The organism is Stenotrophomonas sp. 86156_Sma, assembly GCF_056481625.1.
In genome coordinates this window covers 4513189-4532444 of the sequence record NZ_CM151157.1, presented here as the reverse complement: position 1 = coordinate 4532444, position 19256 = coordinate 4513189, and the positions used below count along the sequence as shown (strand labels likewise).

Genomic DNA, 19256 nt, shown 5'->3' with positions numbered 1-19256 from the left:
TGCACCAACGGCAGTCGAGCAAGCTCGACTCTACTCAAGGTCCGCAGTAGATCCACGCCATGCATGGATGTGGGCCACAATGCGATCACTTCTCCTTGCGGCTGCCGCCATGAAAGAACTGATCATCCCTGAAGCTGCCCAACGCGACGAATCTTCGGTCGAGATGATTCGCGTGTGGATCGCTGAGCGCGGGCTGCATGCATCATTGAAAGTGGGGCTGTACGAGGATCGCCCCGACATCCGCGAAGAACGTGCCTGGGGGCGAATTCTTGCCGACGTTGCCCAGCACGTCGCCGACGCGCTGGTGACCAGTGAGGGCATGGACCGTGACGTGGTGGTCGAGGCCATCAAGGCAGCCTTCAACGAGGAGCTGCAGGCGCCATCCAGCGGCCGGTCCGGCGGGTTCGTCGTGCGGCATTGACGGTAGATCCACGCCACGCGTGGATGAATTCCCCGCCCCACATTCACCGCTTCGCCCGAATCCTCGCCAAGGCCAGATACATCGCCGGGGTCGTGTACAGCGTCAGCCACTGGCTGACCAGCAAGCCGCCGACAATCGCAATGCCCAGCGGTTGCCGCAGCTCCCAGCCTTCGCCGTTGGCCAGCATCAGCGGCAGCGTGCCCAGCAGCGCCGCCAGCGAGGTCATCAGGATCGGCCGCAGGCGCAACCGCGCGGCTTCCATCACTGAATCCTGCGCGCTCAGCCCGCGCCGCTCGCCGGCCAGCGCGAAATCCACCAGCAGGATGGTGTTCTTCATCACCACGCCCACCAGCAGGAACAGGCCGAGCAGGGCGATCAGGTTCAGTTCGTTGCCGAACAGCCACAACGCCAGCAGCGCGCCGACACCGGCCGAAGGCAGGGTGGACAGGATCACCAGCGGCTGCAGGAAGCTCTCGTAGAGGATGCCCAGCACCAGGTAGACCGCCAGCGTGGCGCCCAGCACCAGCCATAGCTGGCGCGCGCGCAGCTGATCCAGCCCGCCGGCTTCACCGGACAGTTTTCCCTGGACCGAACGCGGCAGCATCAGTTTCGACATCGCACCATCGATCGCCTGTGTGGCCTGTTCCAGGCCCACCCCCGGTGCCAGTGCGAACTCGATCCAGATCGAGGCGAACTGCTCGCTGTGGTACACCCGGTCCGGTGCCATGCCATAGCGCCAGCTGGCGATGCTCGACAGCGGAATGCGCTGGCCGTTGCCATCGATCACCTGCAGTCGTGACAGCGTGCCCGGGTCCTGGGTGTGCTTCGGGTCCAGCTCCATCACCACGCGGTACTGGTTGAGGCTGTCGTACAGCGTGGCGACCTGGCGCTGGCTGAAGGAGTTGTTGAGCATGTTGGCGACGGTGCGCAGGTCCACGCCGTGGCGCGCGGCTGCTTCGCGGTCGATATCCAGCACCACCTGGCGCATGCCCGCTTCACCCTGTGCTTCCACGTCAACCAGTTCGGGCAGGCCACGCAGGGCGGCAGCCACCTTCGGTGCCCATTCGCGCAGGGGCGCTGTATCGGCTGAAAGCAGCTGGAACTCGTACTTGCCGCTGCTGCCGGCGCCCTCCAGGCGGATGTCCTGGTCCACCCACAGATAGAGATTGCCGCCGGGCAGCTTGGGCAGCCGCGCGCGCAGGCGGTCGATCACCTGTTGGCTGGACACCTTGCGCTCGGCCAGCGGCTTCATCTTGATCATGATGAAGGCGTTGTTGACCCCGTTGCTGCCACCGATGTAGCCGATGATGTCCTCGATGGCCGGATCGGACAGCAACAGCTTCCTGTACGCATCGATCTTCGGTTGCATGGCCTGGAACGACAGGCCGTCATCACCGCGCGCGAAGCCACGCAGCTGCGCGGTGTCCTGCTTGGGCACGATGCCCTTGGGCACCTGTTGGAACAACCAGGCGTTGAGGGCGATCACGGCCACGAACGCCAGCAACGGCCAGCGCAGCCGGTGCAGGCTGGCCTGCAGCGTGCGCAGGTAGGCGCTGCGCACACGTTCGAACAGCGCATTGCTGCCCCGCTGCCAGCGCGAGGGTTGCTGCGCGGCATCCACGAACAATCGTGCACACAGCATCGGCACCAGGCTCAGCGCGACCAGCACGGAGACCGTCATGGCCGCCACCAGGGTCAACGAGAATTCGCGGAACAGGCGTTCGACGAAGTCGTCCAGGAACAGGATGGAGACGAACACCACGGCCAGTGCAACGTTCATCGACAGCAGCGTGGCACCGACTTCCGATGCACCCCGTACTGCCGCCTGCCAGCGGTCGGCGCCCAGTTCGCGATGGCGGGCGATGTTCTCCAGCACCACGATGGCATCGTCCACCACCAGCACGGCGGCGACGATCAGTGCCATCAATGAAAGCGTATTGAGCGAGAAACCCATCAGCGCGATCAGCGCCAGCGTGCCGAACAGCACCACCGGAATGGCCACGCTGGGCACCAGCGCTGCACGCCAGTGGCCGAGGAAGCCGAGCACCACCAGCACCACCAGCACGATCGCCAGCACCAGCGTGAGCTCTGCTTCGTGCAGGGTGGCGCGGATCACCGGCGAGCGGTCCATCACCAGCCGCATGTCCACGCCGGAGGGCAACAGCGCATGCAGTTGCGGCAGCTGCGCCTGGATGGCATCAACGGTGGCGATGATGTTGGCGCCGGGTTGGCGGCTGACGATCAGCAGCACGGCGGGGCGTTCGTTGTGGAAGCCGCTGGCGTAACGGTCTTCCACGCCATCGGCAACGGCGGCGACATCGCCCAGCCGCAGCGTGCGGTCGTCGCTCACCTTCAGAGCCAGTTCGCGGTACTGCGCGGCCTGGCGCAGCTGCAGCGGCGCTTCCAGCTGCCACTGCTGGCGGTCATCGCCCACGGCACCCAGCGGGCGCATGGCGTTGGCGCGGCCGATGGCCTGGGCCACGTCCTCCAGTGCCAGGCCTGCATGGTTCAGTGCATTCGGGTCCAGCGATACACGCACGGCGGGCAAGGCGCTGCCGCCCACCTGCACTTCGCCCACACCCGGCACCTGCGACAGCTTCTGCGCCAGCACGGTGGAGGCCAGGTCATACAGCTGGCCTGGCGAACGCGTGTCCGAGGTCAGTGCCAGCGCCAGGATCGGTGCCTGTGAGGGATTGACCTTGCGGTACTGCGGCATGCCGGGCATGCCACTGGGCAACTGCCCGCGTGCAAGATTGATGGCGGCCTGCACTTCACGCGCTGCCTCATCGATGTCGCGGCCGAGTACGAACTTCAGTTCGATCTGGGTCTGGCCCTGGGTGCTGGCCGAGTCGATGCGTGAGATGCCGGGCAGGCTGCCCAGTGCGCGCTCCAGCGGCGTGGCCACGGTGGCTGCCATCGACTCGGGCGAGGCGCCGGGCAGGCTGGCACTGACTTCAATGGCGGGGTAATCGACCTGTGGCAGCGGCGCCACCGGCAACAGGCGCAATGCCAGCAGGCCGGCCAGCACCAGCGCCACCGCCAGCAGGATCGTCGCTACCGGGCGCTGCACGCAGGCCTGCGCCAGGCGCGCGATGGGGGTCACGCGCGCGCCTCGTCAACGGCCACCGGGGACGTCGCACGGCCACGCTGCAGGCGATCAAAGGCCAGGTAGATCACCGGCGTGGTGAACAGGGTCAGTACCTGGCTGACCAGCAGCCCCCCCACCATCACCCAGCCCAGTGGCTGCCGCAGCTCGGCGCCGGAACCACTGGCCAGCATCAGCGGGACTGCGCCGAACAGCGCGGCCAGCGTGGTCATCAGGATCGGCCGGAAACGCAGCAGCGCGGCCTGATGGATCGCCTCGCGCGGTGACATGCCGCGTGTGCGCTGCGCGTCCAGCGCGAAGTCGATCATCATGATCGCGTTCTTCTTCACCAGGCCGATCAGCAGCACGATGCCGATCACCGCGATCAGGTCCAGGCTGCGTCCGCTTACCCACAGTGCCGCCAGCGCACCGACGGTGGCCGAGGGCAGGGTGGAGAGGATGGTGATAGGGTGGATGAAGCTCTCGTAGAGCACGCCCAGCACGATGTACATCACCACCACCGCGGCCAGGATCAGCCACAGTGTGGACGACAGCGAGCTGCTGAAGGCCGCTGCGGCACCCTGCAGGCGAAGTTCGATGCTCTGCGGCAGATCCACGTGCGCGCGCGCGGCGTGCACGGCATCCACCGCTTCGCCCAGCGAAGCGCCCGGGGCAAGGTTGAACGACAGCGTGGCCGCCGGGAACTGGCCCACGTGATTGCGTAGCAGTGCGGACGGACCCACCTCTACCCGCGCCACCGCACCCAGCGGCACGGTCTGCCCACTGCTGCTGCGCACACGCAGGCCCGTGATCGCCTCCGGCCCGGGCTGTCGTGAAGGATCGGCCTCCAGCACCACCCGGTACTGGCTGGCCTGGGTGAAGATGGTCGAAATCTGGCGCTGCCCATAGGCGTCGTACAGCGCATCGGCTACTGCTTCCACGCTCACGCCCAGGCGCGCCGCCGCATCGCGGTCGATCGCCACGCGCGCCTGCCGGCCCTGCATCTGCAGATCGCTGGCGACATCGCACAGTGCCGGTTGCTGGCGTAGCGCCTGCAGCAGCTTCGGGGTCCAGCGTTCCAGTGTTTCAAGATCCGGCGTGGTCAGGGTGAACTGGTACTGGGTGCGGCTGATGCGGTCTTCGATGCCCAGCTCCTGTACCGGCTGCAGGTACAGGGTGATGCCGGGGATCTTCGACACGCGCTGTTGCAGGCGCGCCATCACCACGGCGGCGCCATCGCGGTCGCCGTGCGGTTTCAGCTCGATCAGCAGGCGGCCGGTATTGAGCGTGGCATTGTTGCCGTCCACGCCGATGTAGGACGAGACGCTGGCCACCGCCTCGTCGGCTTCGATGGCCGCCGCCAGCGCCTGCTGGCGCTCGCGCATGGCCTGGAACGAGATCGCCTGCGGCGCTTCGCTGATGCCCTGCACCAGGCCGGCATCCTGCACCGGGAAGAAACCCTTGGGCACGGCGAAGTACAGCGCCACGGTCAGTGCGAGGGTGGCAACGGTGGCCAGCAGCATCAGCGGCTGGCGCTGCAGCACCCAGCGTAGCTGGCGGTCGTAGAGGCCGATGACGCGGTCGAAGACATCGGGCGCATGTGCAGTCTTCGCGTGCGGCTTCAGGAACCGCGCGCACAGCATCGGCGTCAGCGTCAGCGAGACCACCAGCGAAATGCCGATGGCTACAGCCAGTGTCACTGCGAACTCATGGAACAGTGCACCCACCAGGTCGGCCATGAACAGCAGCGGGATCAGCACCGCGATCAGCGAAACAGTCAGCGACACCAGGGTGAAGCCGATCTCGGCTGCGCCTTTCAGCGCTGCATCGCGGGGGCTTTCGCCTTCCTCCAGATGGCGGGCGATGTTCTCCAGCATCACGATGGCATCGTCCACCACGAAGCCGGTGGCGATGGTCAGCGCCATCAGGGTGAGGTTGTTGAGCGAATAGCCGGCCAGCAGCATCACCGCGAAGGTGCCGATGAGCGACAGCGGCACCGCGACGCTGGGAATGAGCGTGGCCGGCAGATTGCGCAGGAACACCCAGGTGACCAGCACCACCAGGCCGATGGCCAGTACCAGTTCTTTCTGCACGCCGCGCACCGACGCGCGGATCGATTCGGTACGGTCGCTCAGTACATTCATCTGCACGCCGGCGGGCAGCGTGGCCTGCAGCTGCGGCAGCAGCGTACGCACCTGCTCGACCACGGCGATCACGTTGGCGCCGGGCTGGCGCTGGATGTTCACCAGCACTGCCGGGGTGGTGCCGCTCCAGGCGGCCAGCTGCCGGTTCTCGGCGCCATCGGTAATGGTGGCTACATCGCCCAGCCGCAGCGGCGCGCCGTCGCGCCAGGCCAGTACCAGGGCACGGTACTCATCCACGCTGCGCATCTGATCGTTGGCATCGAGCATCACCGCGCGGATCGGGCCGTCGAAACTACCCTTGGGCAGGTTGACGTTGGCGGCGGCGATGGCGGTGCGGATGTGGTCCATGCCCAGGTTGTTGGCGGCAAGCGCCGCCGGATTGACCTGGATGCGCACCGCCGGGCGCTGGCCCCCGGCCAGGCTGACCAGGCCGACGCCGGGCAACTGCGCCAGGCGCTGGGCGATGCGCGTATCCACCAGATCGTGCACCTGCGGCAGCGACAGGCCTTGCGAGGTAACCGCCAAGGTCAGGATGGGGGTGTCGGCGGGGTTGACCTTGCGGTACACCGGCGGCACCGGCAGGTCGTCGGGCAGGAAGCTGCCCGCCGCGTTGATGGCGGCCTGCACGTCCTGCTCGGCCACACCCAGCGACACCTCCAGCCCGAACTGCAGGGTAATGACCGAGGCGCCACCGGAACTGGTCGACGACAGTTGTTTCAGGCCGGGAATCTGGCCGAGTTGGCGCTCCAGCGGTGCGGTGATGGTGCGTGTGGTCAGTTCGGGGCTGGCCCCCGGATACAGCGTGGTGATCTGGATGATCGGGTAATCGACCTGCGGCAGCGCCGCCACCGGCAGCAGGCGATAGGCCAGCACGCCGGACAGCAGCAGCGCCACCATCAGGAGAGTCGTTGCGACCGGGCGCAGGATGAACGGGCGCGAGAGGTTCATGCGCCGGCCTTGGTCGCGGCCTCCTCGGTGATGATCTCCACCGCCGTGCCGTCTTCCAGCCCGTCGATGCCTTCGATCACCACCTTGTCCCCTGCGGCCAGCCCGGAGCGCACGGCCACGCGTCCATCATCGGCTGGACCGAGCACCACGGTGCGGCGTTGTGCCTTGCTGTCCTTGTCGACGATATGCACGTAGTTGCCCTGGCTGCCGAACTGCACGGCAGCATCGGGAATCAGCAGCGCGGGCTGCTCGCCCAGCTGCAGGCGGACGTTGACGAACTGGTTGGGGAACAGCGCCAGATCGTGGTTGTCGAAGTGCGCACGCAGTTTCAACGTGCCGGTGGTGGTATCGATGCGGTTGTCGACGCTGGACAGCGAGCCGCGGGCCAGCTGCCGGCGTTCTTCGCGGTCCCAGGTTTCCACCGCCAGTGCCGGTTGCGCCTGCACGGCATCGAGCAGCGCAGGCAGCTCGGGTTCGGGCACGGTGAACAGCACGCTGATCGGCGCGGTCTGCGCCAGCGTCACCAGGCCTTCGGCATCGCTGGCGCGCACCAGGTTGCCCACGTCCAACCGGCGCAGCCCGACGCGGCCACTGACCGGCGCGGTGATGCGGGTGTACTGCAGCTGCAGGCGCGCTTCATCAACGGACGCCTGATCGCTGAGGCGGCGGCCCTGCAGCTGGCGCACCTTGCTCTGCTGGTCGCTCAGTTCCTGCCCGGACACGTAGTTCTGCTTCTGCAGTTCGCGGTAGCGCTGCAGCTGGCGCTCGGCGTTTTCCAGCTCGGCCAGATTCTGCTGCTGGGTACCCTGCGCCTGTGCCAGCTTCACTTCATACGGGCGCGGGTCGATCTGCGCCAGCAGATCGCCGGCCTTCACCTGCTGGCCTTCCTGGAAATGCAGCCGTAGCAGTTCGCCATCCACGCGGCTGCGTACCACCACGCTGTGCAGCGGGGTGACCGTACCGACCGCCTTCAGGCGCAGCACCAGCGGCTCGGCGCTGGCGCGTGCCACGCGTACCGGCACCGTCTTGCCCGGCGCATCGTCGCTGCTGCCGGCGCCGTTCCGGGGCCACAGCCACCACGCCAGAACGGCGACGAGGGCGATGGCCAGCACCGCCCACAACAGGCGGGCACGACGGAAGCGGGAATTTTCGGCGACAGACATGGGGCATCCTGCGCCCTGCGCGCGCAGGGACATGCGGGCCCGTCGGCGCGTTCACGGCACCACGGGCAGCGGGGAGGGAGTTGTCTGGCGGGGCCGCGGGCGCGGCGTGGCTGGATGCCGTCGCGGCAGCGACGGGGTGACAATGGTAGCCAATCACCCCGGCCAATGCCGTATGACCATGGTCATGCAACGCATTCGGTAGTGCCGGCCGCTGGCCGGCAACCTGCCGGAATCTGCGGGCGTGTGCCGTGTTGCCGGCCAGCGGCCGACACTACCGACAAACAATCAATGCACTTCGTCGTGATAGACGAACTTCGGCATTTCCCAGCGGTAGTGGATCGCCAGCAGGCGCAGCGCGAAGCCGCCGCCGAGGCAGCACAGGATCGCGGTGGCGTCGGCCACGCCCCAGTGCAGCAGCAACAGGTAGGCCGCGCCGGTCAGCAGCGCGATGATCGCGTACAGCTCCTTCTGGAAGATCAGCGGCACCTCGTTGCAGAGAATGTCGCGCAGCACGCCGCCGAACGCGCCGGTCAGCATGCCGGCGATCAGCACGATCGGCATGGCATGGCCGGCCTCGCGCGCGATCGAGCAGCCGATCAGGGTGAAGGCGATCAGGCCCAGGCCATCGAGCACCAGGAAGGTGCGGCGGAAGTGGTGCATCCAGCGCGCCACCCAGGTGGCGATCAGCGCCGCGCACACGGTGAAGCCCAGGTACTCGGGATGCTTCACCCAGCCCAGCGGGTAGTGGCCGAGCAGGATGTCGCGCAGCGAACCGCCCCCGAGGGCGGTAACGCAGGCGATCATGACCACCCCGAACAGGTCCATGCGGCGACGGCCGGCGGACAGCGCGCCGGTCATGGCTTCGGCGGAAATGGCGATCAGGTAGATGATGGACAGCAGCATGGGACAGGCTCCGGGCGCGGTGGGGCCGGCCATGCGCCACTATCGCCACTGCCTGCGCAATGACGGGATGACGATGACCGGTGCCGCTCCCGCTGTCCTTTTGCCTGAGAGTTCAGCGGCATGGGCCGCGTGCCCCTTCGGCGGATCGTGCCGGGCATGCCCGGTGACCTCTCTCCAGCTCGGCGAGTCGAATGCATGGTTGGTGGGATTCCAGCCCACCGGCCTGAGCGATCATGGGAGCCTGCGCCTTCGGCGGGCGCCAGCGCGGCGCCTCTCTCCTGCATTCGGGCGCCAGTATATCCGCTGCAGTGCAGCACGGCATAATCCGGGCATGGCCCCGTCCCTCCGACCCTGGTTCCTGTACCTGCTCGAATGCCGCGATGGCAGCTATTACGCCGGCATCAGCACCGACGTGGATGCGCGTTTCGCTGCCCACCAGGCCGGCAAGGGCGCGCGTTACACCCGGGCGCGGCCGCCGCTGCGCGTGCTGGCCGTACGCGAGTACCCAGACCGGGCCGCCGCCTCACGCGCCGAGTGGCAGCTCAAGCAGCAGCCCCGCGAACGCAAGCTGGCCTGGCTGCAGGCCCCGGTCCTGTAGATCCACGCCATGCGTGGATGGTGTGCTGGGCCATGCCATCATCGCCACATCCATCGACACAGGAAGCGGTCCGATGAAATCCTGCTGGATGCTGATGTTGACGTTCTGTATCCCCCTGTCGGCCTGCGCCCAGACTCCGCCACCGCTGCAGCACGGGCAGATCGGCAGCGCCGCCGAACTGGCCGCACAGCGCGGCCCGGACACGCCCGAGCCCATCCACCTGCGCCGCGACCAGGTGCCGCCCGATCTGGTCGACCTGATCCCGCTGGCCGAAAAATGGGGCATCGGCGATGACCTGCTGCGCGATGAGATGCAGGAACATGCCACCGACGCGGAAAAGCGCGCGATAGCTGATGCGCTGAAGCATCGGCATGCGCGCATCTCCGCCTGGCTCGACAGTTTCCCGCAGGGCCAGCCGATGACCGACGAAGCGGCCGCGTTCCTGTACATGCAGCTGAGCGTCGACGAAATGGGCCTGATGCAGTAGATCCACGCCATGCGTGGATGCGGCTTGCCCATGCGATGATCGCCCCGCGCCCAGAGCCGGAGACCCGGATGTCCACGATTGCCCTGCTGTTCGCTCTTTCCGCAGCAACGAGCCCTGCCGCCGACCCGGCCACCATCGCGGCCATCGAAGCCACCTGCCACGACTACGTCGATGGCCAGCTGGAGGCCGACCCGCAGCGTGTCGCCCGTTCCCTGCACCCGGACCTGGCCAAGCGCGCGGTGCTCGGCGATACACCCGACGAACGCCTGGGCCTGCGCCGCATGTCGAAGGAGGAACTGGTCTCGTTGACGAAACAGGGCGCGCTGAAGACCCCGAAGGATCAATGGGAACGCCGCTGCACGGTGCTGGACGTGACCGGCAACGCGGCCTCGGTGCGGCTGGAAACCCCGTGGTTCGTCGACTACTTCCACATGGGCCGCTTCGACCAGCGCTGGGTCATCGTCAATGCACTGTGGTACCCGAAACCGAAGGCGCTGTAGAGCCGAGCCCATGCTCGGCTGCACTTCGTTCGGATTGCAGAAGCCGAGCATGGGCTCGGCTCTACAGGGACACGCCGCGCGCGGGCATTACCGTCGGGGTCGCCGGTCTTCCTGATCATCACCGAAGATGATGCGCGCGCTGCGCTGGTAGCTCCAGTACGCCACGGCCCAGTTCAGCAGCACCACGATGCGGTTGCGGAAGCCGATCAGGAAGAACACGTGCGCGGCCAGCCAGAACCACCAGGCCAGCACGCCGGAAAGCTGCAGCCGGCCCAGGTGCACGATCGCGGCCATGCGGCCGATGGTGGCCAGGTTGCCGAAGTCGGCGTACTTGAACGGCCCCGGTGCTGCCTTGCCATGCAGACGCGCGCGGATCACCTCGGCCACGTACTTGCCCATCTGCTTGGCGGCGGGCGCGACGCCAGGCACCGGCTTGCCATTGGCTTGATTCAGTGCGGCCAGATCGCCGGCCACGAACAGCTCGGGGTGGTCGGGCAGGGTCAGGTCCGGCTGCACCTGCACGCGGCCGGCGCGATCCAGCGGCACATCCAGGGTGCGCGCCAGCGGTGAAGCGGCCACACCGGCGGCCCACACCACAGTGCGGGCCGGCACGAACTGTTCACCGAGCTTGAAGCCCTGGCTGTCGATGTCGCTCACCGGGGTACCGGTCAATACTTCCACGCCCAGTTTTTCCAGTTGCCGCCGTGCCTTCAGCGAAAGCACTTCCGGGAACGAAGACAACACGCGCGGGCCGGCTTCGACCAGCCGCACCTTGGCGCTGGCCGGGTCGATATGGCGGAACTCGTTGCGCAGCGTATGCCGCGCGATTTCGGCCAGGGTGCCGGCCAGTTCAACACCGGTGGGGCCGCCGCCGACCACGGCGAAGCTCAGCCACGCGGCCTTCTTCGCCGGGTCCGGTTCGGCCTCGGCACGTTCGAACGCCAGCAGCAGCTTGCGGCGCAGCGCGATGGCATCGTCCAGCGTCTTCAGGCCGGGGGCATCATCGGCCCACTGGTCGTTGCCGAAGTAGGCGTGGGTGGCACCCGTGGCCAGCAGCAGAGTGTCGTAGTCCAGCGTGCTGCCATCGGCCATGCGGATCTGCCGGGCCTGCTTGTCGATGGTCACCACTTCGCCCAGGCGGACTTCCACATTGCGCTGGTGGCCGAGGATGTGGCGCAGCGGTGCGGCGATATCCGGGGCGGACAGGCCGGCGGTGGCCACCTGGTACAGCAGCGGCTGGAACAGATGGTGGTTGCGGCGGTCGACCAGGGTGATGCGTATGCGCTCGCGGGCCAGGGCACGGGTGGCCCAGAGACCGGCAAAACCGCCGCCGACAACAACCAGGTGGGGAACGCGCTCGCGACTCATCGACTCACTCCAGTGGGGGCATTGGGGGAAGCGCCTGGCATCTTCGCACGATGGCGCCCTGTCACGTCAGCGCCCGCATGGATCGGCGATACTCGGGTTCAGGCAACCGCCCGTGAGGAGCCCATGAGCGAACCGGAAAAGCGCATCGCCCTGTTGATCGACGCCGACAATGCGCCGGCCTCGAAGATCGACGAGGTCCTGGCCGAAGTCGCCCGCTACGGTGTGGCCAACGTGCGCCGCGCCTATGGCAACTGGAAGAGCCCGCGGTTGAAGGGTTGGGAGGCCGTGCTGCACGAATATGCGATCCGCCCGATCCAGCAGTTCGCCTACAGCAAGGGCAAGAATGCCTCGGACATGGCGATGGTGATCGATGCCATGGACCTGCTGTACGCGCGCAATCTCGATGGCTTCGCCATCGTGTCCAGCGATGCCGATTTCACCCCGATGGTGATGCGCCTGCTGACCGATGGCGTGAAGGTGTATGGCTTCGGCGAGAAGAAAACCCCGGAGCCGTTCGTCAACGCGTGCTCGAAGTTCACCTATCTGGAAGCGCTGGGCCAGACCCATGCCAGCGTGCCGGATACCGAACAGGCGTCCAGCGAACAGGCATCGAACGAGCCTGTTGCCAACGACGATGCCCGGCCACGCAAGAGCGGTGCGGAAATGCGCAGCGATACGCGGCTGGTGAAGATGCTGCGCCGTGCGGTGTCCTCGGCCGAGGGCGAGGATGGCTGGTCGCACCTTGGCCCGGTCGGCAGCCAGATCGGCAACCAGGCCTCGTTCGATCCGCGCAACTACGGTTACGGCAAGCTCAGTGACCTGCTGGCAGCGATCGGGCTGTTCGAGCTGAAGAAGGACGGCAAGTCCTCCTACGTGCGCGCGCTGCCAAAAAAGAACCGGTAATGCCGGCCGCTGGCCGGAAAGGAACCGGTAGTGCCGGCCGCTGGCCGGCAAGCCCCAGATGCCAGATCCCGTATCCGGCACGCACATCTCCACTCCGATCAGGCGTATCGTTGCCGCTCGCATTGCCAGCAAGGAAAAACCCGCATGTTGAAGATCTGGGGCCGCCGCAATTCCAGCAACGTCCGCAAGGTGCTGTGGTGCGCCGAGGAAATCGGCCTGCCGTACGAATCCATCGAGGTTGGTGGCAGCCATGGCGGCACGCAGACGCCGGAGTACCTGGCGATGAATCCCAACAGCCTGGTGCCGGTGATCGAAGACCATGGCCTGCCGCTGTGGGAATCGAATGCCATCGTGCGCTATCTGAGTGCGCGCTACGCGCTGGGCACGCTGTACGCCGAAGACCCGATGGAACGCGCCCAGGCCGAGAAGTGGATGGACTGGAGCACCTCGCGCATGGCGCCGCTGTACACCGACCTGATCTGGGGCATCATGCGCACCGCCCCGGCTGACCGCGACGAAGCGCGCATCAATGCCGCCATCGTGCGTGCCGGTGACTACCTGGCGATGGCCGATGCCACGTTGGCCAGACAGCCGTGGCTGTCGGGCGAGACGTTCGCGATGGGTGACATCCCGCTGGGCTCGCTGATCTATGCCTGGTTCGAACTGCCCATCCAGCGCCCGGAACTGCCGCACCTGGCCGACTGGTACGCCCGCCTGCGCGAACGCCCGGCCTACCAGCGCGGCGTGATGTCGCCGCTGACCTGAGGGGTAGCGCCGGGCCATGCCCGGCGAGCGTGGTATGCGGAGGACCGCCGGGCATGGCCCGGCGCTAGCGTTCGTCTGCCTCAATACAGATCCGTCGGGTCCATACGGACCGACGGTAGAGTCGAGCTTGCTCGACTGTTTCTGGCGCACGGCAGTCGAGCAAGCTCGACTCTACGCAGCATTGGGCAGCGCCCTCAATACAGATCCGTCGGATCCACATCCAGCGACCAGCGCACCTTGCGTGCCTCCGGCAGCGCATACAGCTGCGGCACCAGCTGGGCCAGCACGCCATGCAGCGGTGGCCGCTGAAGCGCGGACAGCAACAGCTGCGTGCGCTGGTAACCGGCACGCCGCGGCATTGGCGCCGGCATCGGCCCGTAGGCCTCGACCACATTCTGTTCCCCCAGCAGTTGCCGCGCCGCCAGCAGGAACGCATTGGCATGCTCGACCTGCTGTGCCTCGGCGCGCATCAGTGCCAGATGCGCGAACGGCGGGAATCCGGCGGCCTGGCGCTGGTTCAACTCGGCCTGCGCGAACGGGTGGTAGCCACCGCTCACCAGGGTTTCCAGCAGCGGATGCCCGGGGTGATGGGTCTGCAGCCAGACCTCACCAGGATCACGTGCACGTCCCGCGCGTCCTGCGACCTGAATCAGCTGCTGCGCCAGTTTCTCGCTGGCGCGGAAGTCCGCGGAGAACAAACCTTCGTCGATGCCCACCACCACCACCAGTGTCAGCTTCGGCAGGTCGTGGCCCTTGGCCAGGATCTGCGTGCCGACCAGGATGCCGGGTTGGTCGCCCAGCCTCGCCAGCTGCTGTTCCAGTGCGTCGCGTCGTGAGGTGGTGCCGCGGTCGATGCGCACCACCGGAAAATCGGCGAAGGCGGCGGTGAGGTGCTCTTCCAGGCGTTCGGTACCGATGCCCTGTGGCTGCAGCGCCAGGCTGCCGCAGGCCGGGCATGCCAGCGGCGCCGGTTGCCGCGCACCGCAGTGGTGACACTGCAGCCGGCGGCCGCCACCATGCACGGTCATCGGAGCATCGCAGCGGTTGCACGGTGCGGTCCAGCCGCAGTCGTGGCACAGCAGCACCGGCGCATAGCCACGGCGGTTCTTGAACACCAGCACCTGCTGGCCACGCTGCAGGTGCTCGCCGATGCCGGCCAGAACATCGGCCGAGAGGCCATCGTGCAATGGCCGTTTGCGCACATCGAGGATGCGCACGCGCGGTGGCCGTGCATCGCCGGCACGCTGCTTCAGGCGCAGGTGGGTGTAGCGCCCAGCGTAGGCGTTGTGCAGGGTTTCCAGCGAGGGCGTGGCACTGCCCAGCAGCACCGGGATGCCCAAGGCCTTGGCGCGCACCAGGGCGAAATCGCGCGCGTGGTAGCGGATGCCGTCCTGCTGCTTGTAGCTGCCGTCATGTTCCTCGTCGATGATCAGCAGACCGGCCTGCGGCAGCGGCGTGAACACTGCCGAGCGGGTGCCGACAATGACGCGTGCTTCACCACGTGAGGCGGCCGCCCAGACGCGAGCGCGCTCGTTATCGTTCAAGCCCGAATGCAGCGCATGCACCGCGATGCCGAGGCGGCCGCGGAAGCGTGCCAGGGTCTGCGGAGTCAGGCCGATTTCCGGCACCAGCACCAGCGCCTGCCTGCCCCGTGCCAGGCAATGGATGATCGCCTGCAGGTAGACCTCGGTCTTGCCGCTGCCGGTCACGCCATCCAGCAGGAAAGGCTGGAAGCCGTCGGCGGCGTTGATCGCAGTCACGGCCTCGGCCTGGTCCGGGTTGAGCGTGGGCCCGGGCAGCGGCTGCGCATGCTGCGGTGCCACCGTCATCGCCACGCGCTCGGCCAGTGCACGCTTGGCCAGACTGCGTGCGGCGGTGCGCCAGTCCTCCATGCGTTCGCCCAGTACGTCTTCATCCACCACGGCCTCGGCCAGCAGTTCGGCCAGCTGCCGCGGGCGGCTGCCGGCGCGCAGCTTCCCGCGCTGGGCATGGCCTTCGGGTGTCAGTTGCCAGCCCCAGTGATGGGTGTCGGGCAGGGCCTCGCCGTGGCGCAGCGGGCCGGGCAGGGCGGTGCTGAGTACTTCGCCCAACGGCGCGTGGGTGTAGCGCGCCAGCCACTGCAGGCTCTGCCACAGCTCACCCTGCAGCAGCGGCTGCGGGTCGCACCAGGCCAACGCCTGGCGGAGTCCCTGGCCGTCGTCGGTCTGGCCGTGTCCCACCACCACACCGACCAGCTCACGGTTGCCGAACGGCACCTTCAGGCGGCAGCCGACCGCAACCGTGGGGGCCACGCCCTCCGGCGACAGGTAGTCGAACAGGCGGGGCAGGGGGACGGGCAGGGCGACCTGCAGGGTCGGAATCGGTGAAAGCATCGGGCCAGTGTACCGGGCCATGCGCGCGCGAATGGCGGAGTGGGCGGCGGCGGGGCGGGGCCCGTTGAATCATAAATGTCACCTAAATATCGGTGTCCATTGGAGATTCAGTCTTATCCACATGTTCTGTGGATAACGCTGTGCGTTACCGGTCGGCGGGCGCGCAGGAGGCCGATGGCGACGGCCTCACGCTCGGGTTGGTCAAAAAATCGCCATACTTTAAAATCCATCAAAATCAATTACTTAAGTGTGAAACAATGCTGAAACAGAGTGAATTCAGCTGGATGCCACAGTTTCCAGCGCAGGCAGCGTGGTGCTGTGCACAACCTGCAGCACGAAGTGCCTGTGGGCGCAAGTCCTACGGGCGCCGATGGCCTGCCGCTATCATGCGGGCAGACCTTTGGAGTGATCGATGACGGCTGTGCCCGCCCCTGTTTCCTCGACCGCGGCCGGTGCGCTGTCGGCGTTCCTGCGAGGTGTTGAACGCCGCGCCCTGGTGGTGGCTGAACTGCAGTGCGGCGATGCTGCCCGGGCCGAACAGACACTGGTGGCGGTGATGCGCGCGTTTGCGGCGGTCGCCAGTGACCTGCCGATGGCGCAGTGGCCAACCCGCTTCTGGACCCTGCTGGGCCAGCGCCAGGCGCTGCGTGAGCCGGTGGGCGGCCAGTGGGAGCCGCCGCTTGCCGCCTTGGGCCAGATGGGACCGTTGCCGCGCCTGGCGCTGTTGCTGCGGGTGGGCGGCAGCCTGGATGAAGGTATCGCCACGCGCGTGCTCGACCAGGACGAAGCCGGCTACCAGCAGCTGCTGGCCGATGCCTGCCCGCGTGACGCGCACGGCCAGCCCGACGCCTCGGCCTGGCGCCAGCTGGCCGAACAGGTGCAGCTGCGCATCCGCGATCTGCCCGTCAAACGCCTGCAGCAGCTGCAACAGCCGGCCGCACCGACGAACAGCAGTGAAGCGCCGACCTCCAGCTGGCGCACCCCGCAGCGCGACGAGCGGGCTGCAGCCACTGGCAAGCGCCGCCGCGCCAATGCCAAGCCGCGCTGGCGCGGTCCGTTGATCCTGCTGATAACCGTGGTGGTACTGCTGGCCGCCGCGCTGGGCTGGCGCCATTGGCAGGGACATTCGTTCGGCAGCGACGCACCGCTGCCGGAAGGCGTGGTTGGTGAGGCGGGTCCCGTCACGGTGGAAGCACTGCCGCCGAGCAAGGTCAATGCCACGCCGGACGCGACCCCTGCGCAGGCGACGGACGACGCCACGATGCTGGCCGACCGCGACTATCCGCTGGTGGCCGATGCCGATCTGTATGCGTGGACCGCCGCGGGCGGCCCGCTGCCGGTGGACGAGTCGCAATCCAAGCCGAGCCGGCCGGAGCCGGCCAGCGCCACGCTGGAAACCGCTGCTGCCGATGAATAAGACCGTATTCGCCAGCCTGCTGCTGGCCCTGCCGTTGTCGCTGTCCGCCGCGCCGCAGACCTTGAACGTGCCGCTGCCGCCGCCAGTGCCGGGCAGTTCACCGGTGGCCCCGGCCACCACGGGTACGACGCCCGCTGCGTTCGCCCAGCTCGATGCCCAGCAGCAGCGCCAGCGCCGCGCCGACTACGCCGCATGGCGGGCATTGCCGGAGGGCGAGCGTGAGCGGATCCGTCAGGCCGCTGCGCGATTCAATGCGTTGCCGGCCGACCAGCAGCAGCGCCTGCGCCAGCAGTTCCAGGCGCAGGACCAGGCCTTCCGCGAAGGCTGGCGGCTGGGCCCGCAGCTGGGCCTGGAGTTCCCCAAGCTGCACGGCCTGTTCGGCTTCGTGCCGCCGGAACAGCGCGAGGCCGCGCTGGCCGTGCTGCGCCAGCTCAGCCCGGCGCAGCTGGCCCAACTGACCCTGGTGGCACAGCGCACGCCACCGCAGGAGCGCGACAAGGTCCGCGGCGCGTTCCTCGCGGTGCCGCCGGCCGAGCGCGATACCTGGCTCAAGCGCCAGGCTGGGCAGTAGAAAGAAAAGGGGACGGAGGGGATTAAGTCGTATTAGGCACAGTCGGGCTTGAAACGACTTAATCCCCTCCGTCCCCTTTTTCTGTTCGTAACGTGATCGCAACGCGTGATGCCGGGGCCTGCCGGAATCCAGCATTCACGCCATGTCATGGGAATGCGCGCGCTGCGCGCGTAAGATGGCGGCCCGCAACCCGGTGCCTGTGCCCTTCGCGCGCAACCGTAGTTCGCGTCAAGCACCTTATGTCTACTGCAACCTCCACGCCGCGCTTCAGCAAGGAAGTCGGCGCTACCGGTCTGCTCGCCCTGCCGCTTGTGCTCGGGCATGTGTCCACCGGTCTGATCTCCTTCGTCGACAACGTCATTGCCGGCCACCACGCCACGGCGACCCTGGCCGCGGTGACCATCGGCACCGCCCTGCTGTGGCTGCCGATGCTGATCCCGATCGGCACCCTGATCTCGCTCACCGCCTCGGTGTCGCAGCTGCATGGCGCCGGCCGCGAGCGCGAGATCGGCCCGCTGTTCCGCCAGGCACTGTGGCTGGCGCTGGGCCTGGGCCTGATCATGTTCACCTTCCTCACCGTGGTGCCGCCGCTGCTGCCTGCGTTCGGCATCGCACCGGACATCGTGCCGGGGGCCACCGCGTTCCTGCACGCGGTGCGCTGGGGCGGACCTGCGCTGACCCTGTACTTCTGCATGCGCTATCTCAGCGAGGGCATGCACTGGACGCTGCCGACCATGCTGCTCGGCTTCGGTGGCCTGCTGGTGCTGGCACCGATGGGCTACGTGCTGGCCAACGGCAAGCTCGGCTTCCCGGAAATGGGCGCCGAGGGCCTGGGCATCGCCTCGGCGGTGATGATGTGGCTGCAGGCGATCGCCTTCGCCACCTACCTGTGGTTCACCAAGCGCTTTGCCCACCTGCAGCTGTTCTCGCATTTCGAAGGACCGCGCTGGAAGGCGATCTGGGACCTGCTGCGCACCGGCCTGCCGATCGGCATCACCGTGCTGATGGAGGGCGGCCTGTTCATCGTCACCGCGCTGCTGATCGGCCGCCTTGGTGCCAATGAAGCGGCCGCGCACCAGATCGCGATCAACGTCGCCCAGCTGTGCTTCATGATCCCGATGGGCGTGGCCGAGGCCACCACCGTGCGCGTCGGCCATGCGGTCGGCCGTGGCGATGGCTTCGGCGTGCGGCGCGCGGCCTGGGCCGGCTACGCGATCATCATGGGTACGCAGACGTTGTCGGCAGCGGTGCTGCTGTTCGGCCATGACGCCATCGTCGGTGTCTACACCAACGACCTGGCGGTGGCCGGCCTGGCCTCCACCCTGCTGCTGTACGCGGCCACCTTCCAGTTCCCGGATGGCATCCAGGTGCTGTCGGCCGGCGCGCTGCGCGGGCTGAAGGACACCCGCGTGCCGATGTTCATCGCCATGTTCGCGTACTGGGGCCTGGGCATGCCGCTCGGCGCCGGGCTTGGCCTGGGCCTGGGCATGGGCCCGCAGGGCATGTGGATCGGCCTGATCGTCGGCCTGACCGCCGCCGCCATCCTGATGGGCTGGCGCCTGCGTCGCAGCAGCCTGCGCATCGGCCAATCGATGTTGTCCTGATCGTCCC

The 19256-nt window shown here is 67.6% G+C and carries 15 protein-coding genes and 2 riboswitches; of the genes, 9 read left to right on the top strand and 6 right to left on the bottom strand.

Going from position 1 to position 19256, the window contains the following annotated elements:
• The first annotated feature begins 109 nt into the window (after positions 1-109).
• Positions 110-421, top strand: a complete 312-nt coding sequence (locus tag ACZK33_RS20965) for a DUF5076 domain-containing protein (protein WP_080356512.1) — start codon at positions 110-112, stop codon at positions 419-421.
• A 43-nt stretch (positions 422-464) separates the two neighbouring features.
• Here the strand turns inward: ACZK33_RS20965 and ACZK33_RS20960 are convergent, their stop codons facing one another.
• The 4 genes from ACZK33_RS20960 to ACZK33_RS20945 form a co-directional block, all read right to left on the bottom strand.
• On the bottom strand, positions 465-3524 hold the full coding sequence (locus tag ACZK33_RS20960; RefSeq protein ID WP_423174157.1) for an efflux RND transporter permease subunit: 3060 nt from the start codon (positions 3522-3524) through the stop codon (positions 465-467).
• Positions 3521-6598: a multidrug efflux RND transporter permease subunit gene (locus ACZK33_RS20955; RefSeq protein ID WP_423174156.1), complete on the bottom strand. Its 3078-nt coding sequence runs from the start codon at positions 6596-6598 to the stop codon at positions 3521-3523. Before ACZK33_RS20955 ends, ACZK33_RS20960 begins: the two co-directional genes overlap by 4 nt.
• Positions 6595-7761, bottom strand: coding sequence for an MdtA/MuxA family multidrug efflux RND transporter periplasmic adaptor subunit (locus ACZK33_RS20950; protein ID WP_012512239.1), 1167 nt, complete (start codon positions 7759-7761; stop codon positions 6595-6597). Before ACZK33_RS20950 ends, ACZK33_RS20955 begins: the two co-directional genes overlap by 4 nt.
• 285 nt (positions 7762-8046) lie before the next feature.
• Positions 8047-8664 (bottom strand): trimeric intracellular cation channel family protein, encoded by a 618-nt coding sequence (locus tag ACZK33_RS20945; protein ID WP_005411215.1) that lies wholly within the window; start codon positions 8662-8664, stop codon positions 8047-8049.
• 82 nt (positions 8665-8746) lie between these two features.
• A riboswitch (glycine riboswitch) is annotated at positions 8747-8852 on the bottom strand.
• A 13-nt stretch (positions 8853-8865) separates the two neighbouring features.
• Positions 8866-8955: riboswitch (glycine riboswitch) on the bottom strand.
• A 40-nt stretch (positions 8956-8995) separates the two neighbouring features.
• On the opposite strand from ACZK33_RS20945, the gene ACZK33_RS20940 reads away from it, so the two are divergent.
• The 3 genes from ACZK33_RS20940 to ACZK33_RS20930 all read left to right on the top strand — a co-directional run bounded on the left by ACZK33_RS20940 (position 8996) and on the right by ACZK33_RS20930 (position 10249).
• Positions 8996-9262, top strand: coding sequence for a GIY-YIG nuclease family protein (locus tag ACZK33_RS20940; protein ID WP_005419660.1), 267 nt, complete (start codon positions 8996-8998; stop codon positions 9260-9262).
• A 73-nt stretch (positions 9263-9335) separates the two neighbouring features.
• Positions 9336-9749 carry a hypothetical protein gene (locus ACZK33_RS20935; RefSeq protein ID WP_049400991.1) on the top strand — a complete coding sequence of 138 codons (414 nt, stop codon included), beginning with the start codon at positions 9336-9338 and terminating at the stop codon, positions 9747-9749.
• A 68-nt stretch (positions 9750-9817) separates the two neighbouring features.
• Complete coding sequence (locus tag ACZK33_RS20930) at positions 9818-10249, top strand: nuclear transport factor 2 family protein (protein WP_134952007.1); 432 nt, start codon at positions 9818-9820, stop codon at positions 10247-10249.
• A gap of 87 nt (positions 10250-10336) precedes the next feature.
• On the opposite strand, the gene ACZK33_RS20925 is transcribed toward ACZK33_RS20930, so the two are convergent.
• Positions 10337-11617 (bottom strand): NAD(P)/FAD-dependent oxidoreductase, encoded by a 1281-nt coding sequence (locus tag ACZK33_RS20925; protein WP_423174155.1) that lies wholly within the window; start codon positions 11615-11617, stop codon positions 10337-10339.
• A 123-nt stretch (positions 11618-11740) separates the two neighbouring features.
• Here ACZK33_RS20925 and ACZK33_RS20920 point away from each other — a divergent pair, with 123 nt between their 5' ends.
• Together ACZK33_RS20920 and ACZK33_RS20915 are read left to right on the top strand one after the other, a co-directional pair.
• Positions 11741-12520: an NYN domain-containing protein gene (locus ACZK33_RS20920; protein ID WP_010481148.1), complete on the top strand. Its 780-nt coding sequence runs from the start codon at positions 11741-11743 to the stop codon at positions 12518-12520.
• A gap of 144 nt (positions 12521-12664) precedes the next feature.
• Positions 12665-13285: a glutathione S-transferase family protein gene (locus tag ACZK33_RS20915; protein ID WP_032129683.1), complete on the top strand. Its 621-nt coding sequence runs from the start codon at positions 12665-12667 to the stop codon at positions 13283-13285.
• Between the two features lie 194 nt (positions 13286-13479).
• Here the strand turns inward: ACZK33_RS20915 and ACZK33_RS20910 are convergent, their stop codons facing one another.
• Complete coding sequence (locus ACZK33_RS20910) at positions 13480-15657, bottom strand: primosomal protein N' (RefSeq protein ID WP_478453827.1); 2178 nt, start codon at positions 15655-15657, stop codon at positions 13480-13482.
• Between the two features lie 412 nt (positions 15658-16069).
• Between ACZK33_RS20910 and ACZK33_RS20905 the strand changes: the two genes are divergently transcribed.
• The 3 genes from ACZK33_RS20905 to ACZK33_RS20895 all read left to right on the top strand — a co-directional run bounded on the left by ACZK33_RS20905 (position 16070) and on the right by ACZK33_RS20895 (position 19249).
• Positions 16070-17074 carry a hypothetical protein gene (locus ACZK33_RS20905; RefSeq protein ID WP_032129681.1) on the top strand — a complete coding sequence of 335 codons (1005 nt, stop codon included), beginning with the start codon at positions 16070-16072 and terminating at the stop codon, positions 17072-17074.
• Positions 17067-17645, top strand: coding sequence for a DUF3106 domain-containing protein (locus tag ACZK33_RS20900; RefSeq protein ID WP_277778272.1), 579 nt, complete (start codon positions 17067-17069; stop codon positions 17643-17645). The genes ACZK33_RS20905 and ACZK33_RS20900 overlap by 8 nt, the downstream gene beginning before the upstream one ends.
• Positions 17646-17884: 239 nt before the next feature.
• On the top strand, positions 17885-19249 hold the full coding sequence (locus ACZK33_RS20895; RefSeq protein WP_032129679.1) for an MATE family efflux transporter: 1365 nt from the start codon (positions 17885-17887) through the stop codon (positions 19247-19249).
• The last annotated feature ends 7 nt before the right edge of the window (positions 19250-19256 follow it).

Excerpts from the sequence above, each read along its gene's own strand:
- ACZK33_RS20965 (WP_080356512.1), top strand. The coding sequence starts at position 110 with ATGAAAGAACTGATCATCCCTGAAGCTGCCCAACGCGACGAATCTTCG.
- ACZK33_RS20955 (WP_423174156.1), bottom strand. The coding sequence starts at position 6,598 with ATGAACCTCTCGCGCCCGTTCATCCTGCGCCCGGTCGCAACGACTCTC.
- ACZK33_RS20950 (WP_012512239.1), bottom strand. The coding sequence starts at position 7,761 with ATGTCTGTCGCCGAAAATTCCCGCTTCCGTCGTGCCCGCCTGTTGTGG.
- ACZK33_RS20945 (WP_005411215.1), bottom strand. The coding sequence starts at position 8,664 with ATGCTGCTGTCCATCATCTACCTGATCGCCATTTCCGCCGAAGCCATG.
- ACZK33_RS20940 (WP_005419660.1), top strand. The coding sequence starts at position 8,996 with ATGGCCCCGTCCCTCCGACCCTGGTTCCTGTACCTGCTCGAATGCCGC.
- ACZK33_RS20935 (WP_049400991.1), top strand. The coding sequence starts at position 9,336 with ATGAAATCCTGCTGGATGCTGATGTTGACGTTCTGTATCCCCCTGTCG.
- ACZK33_RS20930 (WP_134952007.1), top strand. The coding sequence starts at position 9,818 with ATGTCCACGATTGCCCTGCTGTTCGCTCTTTCCGCAGCAACGAGCCCT.
- ACZK33_RS20925 (WP_423174155.1), bottom strand. The coding sequence starts at position 11,617 with ATGAGTCGCGAGCGCGTTCCCCACCTGGTTGTTGTCGGCGGCGGTTTT.
- ACZK33_RS20920 (WP_010481148.1), top strand. The coding sequence starts at position 11,741 with ATGAGCGAACCGGAAAAGCGCATCGCCCTGTTGATCGACGCCGACAAT.
- ACZK33_RS20915 (WP_032129683.1), top strand. The coding sequence starts at position 12,665 with ATGTTGAAGATCTGGGGCCGCCGCAATTCCAGCAACGTCCGCAAGGTG.
- ACZK33_RS20910 (WP_478453827.1), bottom strand. The coding sequence starts at position 15,657 with ATGCTTTCACCGATTCCGACCCTGCAGGTCGCCCTGCCCGTCCCCCTG.
- ACZK33_RS20905 (WP_032129681.1), top strand. The coding sequence starts at position 16,070 with ATGACGGCTGTGCCCGCCCCTGTTTCCTCGACCGCGGCCGGTGCGCTG.
- ACZK33_RS20900 (WP_277778272.1), top strand. The coding sequence starts at position 17,067 with ATGAATAAGACCGTATTCGCCAGCCTGCTGCTGGCCCTGCCGTTGTCG.
- ACZK33_RS20895 (WP_032129679.1), top strand. The coding sequence starts at position 17,885 with ATGTCTACTGCAACCTCCACGCCGCGCTTCAGCAAGGAAGTCGGCGCT.